The sequence below is a fragment of the Nesterenkonia aerolata genome (genome assembly GCF_031470965.1).
GTDB classification, from domain to species: Bacteria; Actinomycetota; Actinomycetes; order Actinomycetales; family Micrococcaceae; genus Nesterenkonia; species Nesterenkonia aerolata.
Genome location: NZ_JAVKGR010000004.1, coordinates 17,962 through 30,246, shown reverse-complemented (window position 1 = coordinate 30,246; position 12,285 = coordinate 17,962). Strand labels below are relative to the sequence as shown.

The window sequence follows — 12,285 nt, the reverse complement described above, 5'->3', positions numbered from 1 at the left end:
AACCCCAGGGAGACTCGATAGTCAGGGGGTGGCGTGCTGGCGGATCCAGGTGTGCATCGCGATGCCGGCGGCGGTTCCGGCATTGATGGAGCGCGTGGAGCCGAACTGTGCGATGGACAGCGTCTCCCGCGCAGCCACCCGCATCTGCTCGGAGAGCCCCGGCCCCTCCTGTCCGAAGACCAGCACACACTCACGCGGCATCCGGTAGCTCTCGATCGGCTTCGACTCCGGGAACAGGTCCACGCCGAGCACCGGCACCCCCGCGTCATCCGCCCAGGCCACAAACTCCTCCACAGAACTGTGGTGGCGCACATGCTGGTAGCGGTCGGTCACCATCGCCCCGCGCCGGTTCCACCGCCGGCGCCCGACGATATGCACCTCAGCAGCCAGAAACGCGTTGGCCGTACGCACCACCGTGCCGATGTTGAAATCGTGCTGCCAGTTCTCAATCGCCACGTGGAACCCGTGCCGCCGGGAGTCCAGATCCGCGACGATGGCCTCATGGCGCCAATACCGGTACGCGTCGACGACGTTGCGCCGGTCACCCTCTGCCAGAAGCTGCGGATCCCAGTGAGCGCCCTCGGGCCACGGACCCTCCCAGGGCCCGACGCCGATCTCCCGCGCCGCAGCAGCAACGCCAGCCGGTGATGCGTCGTCCGGCCTCGATTCACCGCGCGGCACGGCCGTTGACTCGTCATTCATGCTGACCAGCGTATGCACCTTCAGGGTGATCCAGTGACCACCCAGTTAATCCCCAGGGACGATGTGCCGCCCACTGTGCAGCACCTAGCGTGGACATATCATCCCCCGCCTGCCAGAACACCGAAGGAGCCCCTGCGCCCATGAAGAACCGCCTCGCCGATCATCTGACCACGTGGAAAGCCTGGTATGCCATCCCGGCCATGTTCACGATCATCATCGCCTCGCTGCTGCCCGTGCTCGGCGGCCTCCTGGGGGCCGGTGACAATGAGACGGTCATGGCGCTGCTCGTGCCCGCGCAGTTCATCGCCTTCGCCGTGCTGTCGCTCGGGGTCATCGGCCTGCTGTCGAGGAGATGGCCCACCACGCTGGACCTCGGCCTGAAGAAGTCGCTGGGACTGCGTGAGGTCCTGCTGCTGGTCGTCGTCTTCGTCATCTCGCACCTGGGCTTCTGGCTGCTAACGCTCGGCCAGGGCACCGACCCCGATGGCGCCTCCCGATACTTCGAAGAGATGGGTCTCGGCGGCGCACTGCTGCCGGCCGCGGCGCTGCTCTTCGCCTCCGTGGTCCTGGCCCCGGTGTGTGAGGAGCTGCTCTACCGCGGGGCGATCATGCGCCCGATCCATGACGCACTGGCCCGGCGCGGGCGGACCGTGATGGCCGGGATCATCTCCATCCTCGTCAGCTCGCTGGCCTTCGCAATGCCTCACCTCGGCGCCTCGCTCAGCGCCGGAGAGGCTGCGTCCTTCGTCCTCACCGGCATCGCCTTCGGCCTGGTCTACCTGATCACCGGATCGATGACGGCGGCGATGGTGGCCCACTCGCTGCAGAGCTGCTTCGCCTTCGCGCAGGTCCTGCTCTTCGGTGCCGGGGGTCACGAGGTCTCCCCGCTGCTCTACATCATGGTGTTCACCTGCCCGATCATCGTCTTCCTGATCGCGCGTGGCCTCCATGCCGTACTGCCCCGCCAGGCTCGCACCATCCGGTCCTGACGAGAACGCCGGGGTGCCATGATGACGAGATCATGAACACCCCGGCGCACCCTCGGCGACAGCGATCCGCCGCCGAGGCCTCCCAGACTCAGAGACCGAACGCCCCCAGAATGTTGGAGAGGAATTCACCGAGCAGGGTCACACCCTGCACGATCTGACCGATGAACGTTCCAGCGTCCATGACGTCCACCTTTCCGTTCGACGGCGCCCGTTCCCCCGCATGATGCGGGATGTGGACCGCCGCATCTGTCTCTTCTTCGGTTCAGCGCGTGGACCCAAGTCCTACCCGCCGGTAACAATGTGGCAGAGCGTGGCGAGACTGTCAATGGTCATTCCTGAGCAGATGTCACGATGGACCCGCCTGACCCTGCGGCCAAGGGCTTGAGCCCCGTCGCTAGGATGTTCACATGACCGCTGATTCCACCGCATCCCCCAAACCCGCTGACGCCGAATCTGACCGCGAGCGCCTGCGGCAGCTCATCGACGAGCTCGCCGTCATCCGCGGCAAAGTCACGTTGTCTTCCGGCAAGGAAGCTGACTACTACGTCGATCTGCGGCGGGTCACGCTGCACCATGAGGCCTCGCAGCTGGTGGGGCGGGTGATGATGCGCCTGCTCGATGAGGTCGGCGCGGACTACGTCGCCGTCGGTGGGCTGACCATGGGCGCGGACCCGGTCGCCACTGCGATCATGCACGCGGCCGCCGCGCAGGGCCGGGCGATCGACGCCTTCGTCGTCCGCAAGGCACAGAAGTCCTACGGCATGGGTCGGCAGGTGGAGGGCCCGTCGGTGGAGGGCCGCCGCGTCGTCGTCTTGGAGGACACCTCGACGACGGGAGGTTCCGCACTGACCGCTGTGGAGGGCGTAAGGGCCGCCGGCGGGGAGGTCCAGGCCGTCGCCGTGCTGGTGGACCGGGACACCGGTGCCGCCGAGCACATCCGTGAGGCTGCCGGTGTGCCGTACCACTACGCCTACTCCAAGACGGACTTCGGCCTGGAGTGATGCGGATCAGGAGATGACCCACTGACCTGAGGAGGAGCGATGGCGTTCTACAATTCGCGAGAGACCCTCGTCGATGACATGCTCTCGGCGCTGCTGCAGACCACCGAGCTGGAACATCTGGCCACATCTGAGGGGACGGCGGTGGTCATCCGAGCCGGGCACGAACCCGGGACCGACCCCGGTGACGACCAAGTGGCCGTCATCTCAGGCGGCGGCTCTGGGCACGAACCCGCACACGTCGGTTTCATCGGTGAGGGTATGCTCACCGCTGCCGTACCCGGATCACTCTTCGCCTCACCGCCGGTCAGTGCGGTGCTGGAGGCGATCCGCTCCGTCACCGGACCGGCAGGCTGCCTGTTGATCATCAAGAACTACACCGGCGACCGGCTGAACTTCGGGCTTGCCGCCGAACGTGCCCGGCAGGAGGGCTACGCCGTGGAGACGGTGCTGGTCAGCGATGACGTCGCCCTGCCGGAGATCGATCAGCCTCGCGGACTGGCGGGCACTGTGCTGGTGCATAAGACGGCAGGGCACCTGGCCGCCTCGGGAGCCTCGCTGGAGGAGGTGGCCTCAGGGGCGCGGCGTGTGGCGCAGTCACTGTCGACCATCGGGCTCTCCCTGCGTGCCGCGAGGCTGCCCGGTGCAAGCACCGATACCTCTCGCGGGGCGGAGCTGGGGCTGGGCATCCACAATGAACCAGGTGCCCAGCCGGTCGAGGTGCAGGGCGCCTCCGACGCCGTCGCCGCGGTACTGTCCGCGGTGGCACCGGAGACGATCGATGAGGGTTCTGGACTCGTGGTGCTGCTCAATGATCTGGGTGGCTGCTCTCCGCAGGAAGGTCTGGTTCTGGCTCATGAAGTGATCCGCCAGCTAGGCCAGCAACGGATCAGCCGGTTCATCGGCCCGGTGCGGGCGATGAGCTCTCTGGATATGCATGGTTTCTCGGTGACTCTGGCTCCGGCACGGCCTGATCTTCTGGAGGCGGTGGATGCACCGAGCTCCGCACCGGCCTGGGTTCCGGCCGTGGCGCTGACTCCACCGCGGCGTCGGTCCGGTGGCGGGCAGTCTCCTGAGACTCCAGATGAGAGTCGGAGCGAGGGCCCCGGTGAGGACTCTGATGGGAACTCAGTATGGCAGGTCTCGACCGATGGTCGTCTGGAGGCCGCGGCGGACAACGCCTGTGCCGCGCTGATCGCCGCACAGGAGGAGCTCGATGAGCTGGACCGGGTGGCCGGTGACGCCGATGCCGGGACCACATTCAGCGCCGGTGCAGCCTCGGTGTCCGCGCTGCTGCAGGACGGCGGACTGGGGTTCGCTGACCCTGCTGCCGGGCTGGCACGTATGGCACGTGCTTTGGAGACGGGGATGGGTGGCTCTTCCGGAGTGCTGCTGGCGATCCTCGCCACGGCAGCGTCGCGGGCCCTAGCGGAGGGGTCCTCCGGAGCGGAGGCTCTGGGCGCGGGCATTGCATCGATGCAGCATCACGGCGGCGCCTCAGAGGGCGACCGCACCATGCTGGATGCGTTGATACCAGCCCACCGGGTACTGGCTTCGGGCGGTGGCCTCACCGAGGCGGCCGACGCTGCGGCGCAGGGTGCCCGCGGTACTGCGGAGTTGGAGGCGAAGGCCGGGCGGGCGGCCTATGTCCCTGGGTACAAGGCACGGGACACCCAGGATGCGGGCGCAGTGGCCATCGCGAAGCTGTTTCGCGCACTGAGCGACTCCTTGGAGGGCTGAGACGGACTTCGGCCTGGAGTGATGCGGATCAGACCAGACCGTTCTCGATCAGGCCAAGCCGTGCTCGCGGGCGATGACGGCTGCCTGCATGCGGGTGGTGACGTGCAGCTTCGTCAGCACATTCGAGACATGAGTCTTCACCGTGGGCAGGCTGACGGTTAGCTGCGCGGCGATCTGAGCGTTCGAGGCGCCCTTCCCGAGGGCGGCGAGCACCTCTGTCTCCCGCTCGGTGAGCCCGGGGAGCGGCGGTGCGGGAGCTGACGGCACAGCACCCTGGGCAGTCTCCGCGTTCAGTGGCGCCGCCACGAACGCCTCGAGCACCCGACGGGTGACTTCCGGTGCGACGACGCCGTCGCCGTGGGCCACCGCTCGGACGCCGTCGAGCAGCTGATCGGGCTCCGCCGACTTCAGCAGGAATCCGGCGGCACCGGCCCGCAGGGCACCGAAGACGACCTCGTCGACGTCGAAAGTGGTCAGCATCAGCACCTGGGCAAGCTCCTGAGCGACGATCTCCCGGGTCGCAGCGATCCCATCACCGCCGGGCATCCGGGCGTCCATGAGCACCACGTCGGGACGCAGAGCCCGCGCCTGGGCGACTGCTGTGGGGCCGTCGGCCGCCTCGCCCACGACGGCGACGTCCTCGGCGGTCTCCAGGATGAGCCGCAGTCCGGCCCTGACGGAGCTGTGGTCATCGGCCAGCACCACGGTGATCCTGTCGGCCTTGGCGTGATCGCCAGTCTCAGCTGTCATGTGCTGCGCCTGCCCTTGCACTGGAGCTGCGGTGGCTGGGGTGCTCTGGCCGCCCTGCGTCATCGGACCCTGCCGGCACCGCGACCGGCACCGCGACCGGCACCGCGATCGGCACCGTGATCGGCACCGCGACCGGCACTGTGAAGCGCACCACCCAGGATTCTCCCTGCGCCTGGGCATGGAGTTCGCCGCCGTGCCGGGTGACCCTCGCGCGCATCGATTCCAGCCCCGTGCCTGTGGCGAGGAACGGTACTTGCGGGGCAGCACCCTCGGCGTCTGCTCGCGAGGAGGTGACCGTCACCTGCCGGTGCGATGGCGCCGACCCACTGCGGCTCCGTCCTGCACCGCCTACACCCCGTGCGTCCCCCGCGGTGACACTGACCGTGACCGGCTGCGCGGAGTCCCCGTGGGCGAGCACATTCATCAGCGCCTCGTGGAGCACCGGACCGGCCACTGCGTCGGACAGCAGGTCGAGCTCCTCGCCCTCGAGGCACACGGTCAGACCCAGTTCGCGGGCCCGCTCCACCGCCTGCGACGGGCTCTGCACCGCACCCCAGTTCTCCGGTGCGGCGCCGCCGTCGCGCAGCAGCGTCACCATCGAGCGCAGATCCTCCAGCGCGGAGAGGCTCGTGGCGCGCACTGCTGCCAGCGCCTCGCGGTCGCGCTGGGGGTCCGGGGCGCTCTGTAGGGCAGCGGCGGAGCGCAGCGCCGCCGCTGAGACATGTGCGGCGACGCCGTCGTGCAGGTCCTGGGCCATACGGCGGCGCTCCGCGATCACCGCCTCCTGACGGCCGAGCTCCTGCTCCCGGCGGCGGAGTCGGCTGCGCTCCGCCTCCAGTTCCTCGCGCTCTTCGGAGAAAGGGCCGAGCGGGTGGCCGATCCGCACTTCGGTGGCCCACCACAGCGGCAGCAGAAGAATGACTCCGATCAGCAGTCCCATGTTGATGGCCTCGCCGAGACCCCAGCCCAGCCCGAGCGGGACGGCGACACCGAACAGGGTCACCAACAGGGCACTGAGCTCGATGCCGCGCAGCATGCGGCGATCTCCCCGCAGCCCGGCGTAGTAGATGAGATCGGTGAAGCACAGCCACAGGCCCAGTGCCGCACCGAAACCGAGATCGATCAGCAGCACTCCGGTACCGAGCCCGAGGGCGGTGAGGGGACGGGTGTACTTCAGCAGCATAACTCCGCCCATAGCTGCCAGGGTCAGCGCGTGCCACCACGGAGAAGCAGGTAGACCCAGCGCGCTGAGCCAGGCCGCTGGAAAGAGTGAGCCCTGAACGACGAGCAGCACCCCGGCGATCGAGAGATGGGCGATCGCCAGCCGGAGCCGGTGAGAAATCGGGGACCTCATGGTGATATTCGACCACAGCCGGGCGGCGGCAGACCTCGTTCCGAAGGCGGAGCGGTGCGGTCCTCGCCTCATCCTTTCGCCCGATCACAGAGTATTCCGCGCGGGTAAGGCTGAGGCTATGGATATGCTCCCTCAGCTCGACGGTATCGCCCAGGAGGGCCTGGCCGGGGTTCTCACCGTACTGGCCCTCCTGGATTCCACGACGTTCGGCACATTACTGATCCCCCTGTGGCTGCTGATGACTCCGGGGCGGGTGCGGCCCGGGCGGATGCTGGTCTATCTCGGGACCGTGTCAGGGGCGTATGCGCTTATCGGCGTGGCCCTGCTGCTCGGTGCGCAGGCGCTGCGGGACAGGATCGGTGAGCTGCTCCTCGGCGCCGCAGCCTCAACGCCGGGGCTGCTCGTCATCACCCTGCTGGGCGTGGGGCTCATCGTCTACAGCGAGCACCTGGATCCGATGACCGCCGCGGGGAGGCAGCGGCAGCAGCGCCGTCGTCGTGAGGAGGCAGAGTCGGGCGAGGGACGGATTGTACGGTGGCGTGCTCGGGTGATGGGTGGTGAGGCCCCGCGTCTGGCTCCATTGGTCGGGCTTGCCGGGGTCGCCGTCGCCGTGGAGGTGGCGACGATGCTGCCCTATCTGGCGGGTATGGCACTGGTCGGGGCGTACGGCCCAGGGCTGCCGGCCTCGGCCGGCTGGGTGGTGTACTACTGCGTGGTGATGGTGCTGCCGGCTTTGGTGCTGCTGGTGCTGCGCCTGGTGGCCGACCACACCATGCGGCCGATGCTGAGCCGGCTGGAGCGGTTCTTCTCCAAGCATTCTGCGGGGATGGCGGCCTGGGCGATCGGAATCCTCGGCGTCGTCCTGGTCATCAACGCCGGGGGCCGCCTGATCTCAGCTCTCACCGCCTGACCAGTGCTCCTGCCTCTCCGGACCCCTGCCCCGCGTCGCCGGGCCCCTGCCCTCCCTCACCCCGCCTCACCTCACCTCATCGAGGGAGAGAAACTCGTGCCGGATTTCGGCGTGTTGCGGCAATTTTCTCTCCCTCAATGATCGGTTCAGGCGGCCTCTCCACCGAAGGAGAGAATCTGGTTCTGGATTTCGGCGAGTCTCAGCAATTTTCTCTCCCTCGATGGAGCAGGAATGGAACACGCCCTCAGCTGGGCGGGTGTTCATGGTGCGACTGCCGCTGCGACGACACCGCAGAACCAGCTCAGAGCAGGCAAGACCAGACCAGCGACAGCGGTTCACATCGATGTCACAGGCGGACACTAGACTCGCCGATATGAGTGAGCTGCAGCGTGTGATCGTCGAGGAGATGGGCGTCGCCCCTCAGATCGACCCGGCAGAGGAGGTCATCCGCCGGGTGGACTTCCTCGTGGACTATATGGCCGCGGTCGGCGCTGAGTCGATGGTGCTGGGCATCTCGGGTGGGGTGGACTCCACGTTGGCCGGGCGGCTCTGCCAGCTGGCTGGTGAGCAGATCCGCTCTCAGGGTGGGCGCGCCAGCTTCCATGCCGTGCGGCTCCCCTATGACGTGCAGCATGATGAGGCCGATGCGGCGGCGGCCATGGAATTCATCAGCCCAGATCATGCCCACACGTTCAACATCGCCGAGCCGGTGCGCGGGTTCGACGCCGCATATCGGGAGAGTCTCGGTGCAGAGCTGAGCGATTACCACCGCGGCAATGTGAAGGCACGGATACGGATGATCGCCCAGTATGCGATCGCCGGTGAGCACCGCGGCGTCGTCATCGGCACTGATCACGCGGCGGAGTCGGTGACCGGCTTCTTCACCAAATACGGCGACGGCGGCGCCGACGTGCTGCCGCTGTTCACCCTCAATAAGCGCCAGGTCCGGCAGATCCTGCATCACCTCGGGGCTCCAGAGGCCGTGGCCGAGAAGGTGCCCACTGCGGATCTGCTCGATGGCATCCCCGGCCGCACCGATGAGGATGAGCTGGGCATCAGCTACGAGGATCTCGATGACTATCTGGAGGGCCGTGAGGTCCCGGAGACGGTCGCCCACGCCATTGAAGCTCGTTGGCGGGCTACTCGGCACAAACGTACGACGCCGGTGAGCATCGCTGACGACTGGTGGCGAAACTGAGGACAACCCACCGACGGTCAGGACTGCGGCCGATAGACCGTGGGCTGGTGGGTCCGTCTGATCAGATCTCGAAGATCCCCGAGATCTCCGTCTAGATGGCCCGCAGTCCTCGCCTGGATCAAGAGGTTGCCAAGGGCAGTCGCCTCGACGGGGCCCGCCATCACCGGAAGGCCGCTACGCTCGGCAGTGCTCCGGCAAAGGAGCTCGTTCTGAGAGCCTCCTCCCACCATGTGGATCACCTCGACACGACGGCCTGCCAGCTGAGCCGCCTGCCGCACCGACTCTGCAAAGCCCGCCGCGATCGACTCGACGATACTCCGAACCACGGCGGCTCGTCCCTCCGGTGGTCGTATGTCCCGCTCCCGGCACCACTGAGTTATGCGGTCAGGCATATGACCGGGAGGGATGAAACGTGCGTCCTGCACATCGAACTCGACGATCCGGTGTTCGGGAACCCGTATAGCGGCCTGCAGCAGCTCGGAGAGGTCCGGCGTCACGCCACTCTCCTGTTCCCAGGCACGCAGCGTCTCAGAGAGCAGCCAGGTGCCCATCACATTGGTCAGGAACCGAGTACGACCATCGACACCTCCCTCGTTGGTGAAATTCGCCTGTCGCGCCGCATCAGAGAGCACCGGCGCACCCAGCTCAAGACCGACCAACCCCCAGGTTCCGCAGGAGATATAGGCAGACTGCGCTGATTCCAACGGGGCACCGACCACAGCGGAGGCGGTGTCGTGAGACCCCACGGAGGTCAGCGTGAGCCTGCTTCCTCCGAAGGTATCGGAGAGCTCCTTCCGTGTATGCCCGATGCGGGTCCCCGCCGGCCTCACTTCAGGGAACAGATCGGCGGGGATCCCCAACTGACCCATCAGCTCCTCGTCCCAATCTCCCGTCGCCACCGACAACAGGCCTGTCGTCGACGCATTCGTGGCCTCGGTGATCGCCTCTCCGGTGAGCCAGTATCCGAGCAGGTCAGGGATGAGTAGCGCCTGGTCGGCTGCTTCACGCAGCTCGTCGGCCGCCAACTGGTAGATGGTGTTGAACGGTAGGAACTGGAGTCCGTTGCGGACATAGAGTTCGGCGAACGGCACTCGGGCCTCGACGGCAGCAACACCGCGTGCGGTGCGGTCGTCACGGTAGTGGAACGGCACTCCGAGCATCGTCGTACGTCCACGACGACGGCTCAGGAGTCCGTAGTCCACCGCCCAGGAATCGATCGCCGCCGAGACGAGTCCACCGTCAGCACGTGCCATACGATGTGCCTGCCCCAGCCCGCTGAGGATGTTGTCGTAGAGGCCGAGAATGTTCCACCGTAGCCCGTCCGGGAGGCGGACCGGACCGTTGCGGAAGCGAGCAGTCTCACGAAGCTCCACCTCACCGCGCCCGATCCGCCCCAGCACAACGCGTCCGCTCGAGGCGCCCAGATCCACCGCCGCGAACATCCCGCCATCACCTGTTCTCACGGCAGTCTGCGCCGTCGTCATATTCGTTGCAGTCCTACCCGTCATCCGGCTACCTCAGGAACGCCGCTGCGACACCGGCATCAACGGGGACGTGCAGCCCCGTGGTGTGTCGGAGATCCGGCCCGACGAGGGTGAACACGGCATCTGCCACGCTCTGAGGCAGCACCTCACGCTTGAGGATCGTCCGCTGAGCGTAGAACCGGCCCAAGTCCTTCTCCTCGATACCGTAGGTCTTCGCCCGGTCGGCGCCCCATCCGGAAGCGAAGATCCCGGAACCTTGGACCACACCGTCCGGGTTCACGCCGTTGACCCGGATCTGATGATCGCCGAGCTCTGCGGCGAGAAGCCTGACCTGATGTGCCTGATCCGCTTTGGCCGCTGAATAGGCGATATTGTTCGGTCCCGCGAAGACGGAGTTCTTGGAGGAGACGTAGATGATGTCGCCGCCGAGTCCCTGTGCGGTGAGGATGCGTGCTGCCTCTCGGGAGACCAGGAACGAGCCTTTGGCCATGACATCGTGCTGGAGATCCCAGTCGGCTTCAGTGGTCTCTAAGAGCGGCTTGGATAGGGACAGACCAGCGTTGTTCACAACGATGTCGAGCCCCCCGAAGGCCAGTACGGTCTCCTCTAGAGCTGTAGCCACCGCTTCGGCGTCAGAGACGTCGACAGCAACGCCGACAGCCCTGTCCGGCCCTCCGATCTCCGCTGCCACTTCACGGGCCTTCTCCGGGTTGAGGTCCGCGACGGCAACCACCGCACCCTCGGCGGCCAGTCGTTCGGCGATCGCTCGACCGATTCCTGAGGCGGCCCCAGTGACGAAAGCGACCTTGCTGGCCAACGGTCTGGGCGCCGGCATCCTGCGCAGCTTGGCCTCCTCCAAGGCCCAGTATTCGATCCGGAACTTCTCCGATTCCTCGATCGGCGCGTAACGTGAGATGCCCTCTGCCCCACGCATCACGTTGATCGCGTTGAGATAGAACTCACCAGCCACACGAGCAGTCTGCTTGTCCTTGCCGAAACTGAACATCCCAACGCCGGGAACAAGGACGATCTCCGGATCCGCACCGCGAATGGCAGGACTGTCCTGCTCAGCATGACGGTCGTAGTAGGCCTGGTAGTCGGCACGGTACTCCGAGTGAAGCTCACGCAGGCGGGCCACTGACTCGTCGAGCGTCGCATCTGCCGGGAGGTCGAGGACCAGGGGCTTGACCTTGGTCCTGAGGAAGTGGTCGGGGCAGGATGTGCCCAGCTCCGCGAGGCTGTGGAGCTTCTCAGAGGCTAGGAACTCCAGTACCCTCTGGTCGTCGGTGAAATGCCCCACTTGCGGTTGGTCCTGTGCCGCAAGGGAGCGGATCACCGGAGCCAAGGCTGCCGCCTTCCGGCACCGTTCCGCTTCCGGCAGCGGCGCACGAGCAGGCACCTGCGCGCCGAAAGGCTCTGGGCTCGAGTGGGCGTCGATGTACGCCTGGGCTGTGTCGATGATCCACAGTGAGTGCTCCTCAGCCTCCTGGGAGGTGTCTCCCCATGCGGTGATCCCGTGCCCGCCGAGGATGCAGCCGACCGCATCCGGATGGTCCCGCTTCGTCTCCGCGATGTCGAGGCCCAGCTGGAAGCCGGGACGGCGCCAGGGAATCCACACCACCTTGTCCCCGAAGATCCTCTTGGTCAGCTCGGGCCCGTCCTCGGCCGTCGCCACGGCGATACCGGAGTCCGGGTGCAGGTGGTCCACGTGCGCCGCGTCCACGAGCCCGTGCATAGCCGTGTCGATGGAAGGTGCGGCTCCGCCCCGGCCGTGCATGCAGTAGTCGAAGCGGGCCTGCATCTCATCTTCCCGCTCTACACCGGGATAGGTGGTGACCATGGCCTGCATCCGGTCCAGGCGCAGTGTTGCCAGCCCCTCCTCGGTGAGGGTGCCGAGATCTCCTCCGGAGCCCTTCACCCAGAGCACCTCCACCTCCTCCCCGGTCGCAGGGTCCTGGGACGTTCCCTTGGCAGAGGCATTTCCGCCGGCGTAGTTGGTGTTCTTCGGATCGGAGCCCAGTCTGTTGGACCTGTCGATCAGCTCACGCACCTGTGGGTGGGTCATGGCCTCAGTTCCTCTCATCTGATGTCTGTAGAAGCTGTCGGGATCGGGATGCTCACATCGCTCTCCTACATGTGTCTGGGGTATAGACGAATCTC

At 66.7% G+C, this 12,285-nt stretch carries 10 protein-coding genes; 5 read left to right on the top strand and 5 right to left on the bottom strand.

All coding sequences use genetic code 11. The annotated features are described in order from the left end of the window. Positions 1 to 21: 21 nt before the first annotated feature. Positions 22 to 702 carry a TrmH family RNA methyltransferase gene (locus RIL96_RS05190; protein WP_310547952.1) on the bottom strand — a complete coding sequence of 227 codons (681 nt, stop codon included), beginning with the start codon at positions 700 to 702 and terminating at the stop codon, positions 22 to 24. A 140-nt stretch (positions 703 to 842) separates the two neighbouring features. On the opposite strand from RIL96_RS05190, the gene RIL96_RS05185 reads away from it, so the two are divergent. The 3 genes from RIL96_RS05185 to RIL96_RS05175 all read left to right on the top strand — a co-directional run bounded on the left by RIL96_RS05185 (position 843) and on the right by RIL96_RS05175 (position 4,429). Continuing rightward, the gene (locus RIL96_RS05185; protein WP_310547951.1) at positions 843 to 1,691 is read left to right on the top strand and encodes a CPBP family intramembrane glutamic endopeptidase; all 849 of its coding nucleotides are present in this window, start codon (positions 843 to 845) and stop codon (positions 1,689 to 1,691) included. Between the two features lie 407 nt (positions 1,692 to 2,098). Beyond that, positions 2,099 to 2,692: an orotate phosphoribosyltransferase gene (gene pyrE / locus RIL96_RS05180; protein ID WP_310547950.1), complete on the top strand. Its 594-nt coding sequence runs from the start codon at positions 2,099 to 2,101 to the stop codon at positions 2,690 to 2,692. A 39-nt stretch (positions 2,693 to 2,731) separates the two neighbouring features. Continuing rightward, entirely contained in the window at positions 2,732 to 4,429 is a 1,698-nt protein-coding gene (locus RIL96_RS05175; protein WP_310547949.1) for a dihydroxyacetone kinase subunit DhaK, read from the top strand. A 48-nt stretch (positions 4,430 to 4,477) separates the two neighbouring features. On the opposite strand, the gene RIL96_RS05170 is transcribed toward RIL96_RS05175, so the two are convergent. Together RIL96_RS05170 and RIL96_RS05165 are read right to left on the bottom strand one after the other, a co-directional pair. Continuing rightward, positions 4,478 to 5,179: a response regulator gene (locus RIL96_RS05170; protein ID WP_310547948.1), complete on the bottom strand. Its 702-nt coding sequence runs from the start codon at positions 5,177 to 5,179 to the stop codon at positions 4,478 to 4,480. Continuing rightward, on the bottom strand, positions 5,169 to 6,533 hold the full coding sequence (locus RIL96_RS05165; RefSeq protein WP_310547947.1) for a sensor histidine kinase: 1,365 nt from the start codon (positions 6,531 to 6,533) through the stop codon (positions 5,169 to 5,171). The genes RIL96_RS05170 and RIL96_RS05165 overlap by 11 nt, the downstream gene beginning before the upstream one ends. A 118-nt stretch (positions 6,534 to 6,651) precedes the next feature. Here RIL96_RS05165 and RIL96_RS05160 point away from each other — a divergent pair, with 118 nt between their 5' ends. Both RIL96_RS05160 and nadE read left to right on the top strand, forming a co-directional pair. After that, positions 6,652 to 7,443 (top strand): GAP family protein, encoded by a 792-nt coding sequence (locus RIL96_RS05160; RefSeq protein WP_310547946.1) that lies wholly within the window; start codon positions 6,652 to 6,654, stop codon positions 7,441 to 7,443. A 373-nt stretch (positions 7,444 to 7,816) separates the two neighbouring features. Further along, complete coding sequence (nadE, locus tag RIL96_RS05155; protein ID WP_310547945.1) at positions 7,817 to 8,641, top strand: NAD(+) synthase; 825 nt, start codon at positions 7,817 to 7,819, stop codon at positions 8,639 to 8,641. 17 nt (positions 8,642 to 8,658) lie between these two features. Here nadE and RIL96_RS05150 read toward each other — a convergent pair whose 3' ends face one another. Together RIL96_RS05150 and RIL96_RS05145 are read right to left on the bottom strand one after the other, a co-directional pair. Next, the gene (locus tag RIL96_RS05150) at positions 8,659 to 10,125 is read right to left on the bottom strand and encodes a rhamnulokinase (protein WP_310547944.1); all 1,467 of its coding nucleotides are present in this window, start codon (positions 10,123 to 10,125) and stop codon (positions 8,659 to 8,661) included. Positions 10,126 to 10,153: 28 nt separating this feature from the next. Next, complete coding sequence (locus RIL96_RS05145) at positions 10,154 to 12,190, bottom strand: bifunctional aldolase/short-chain dehydrogenase (protein ID WP_310547943.1); 2,037 nt, start codon at positions 12,188 to 12,190, stop codon at positions 10,154 to 10,156. Between the last annotated feature and the right edge of the window lie 95 nt (positions 12,191 to 12,285).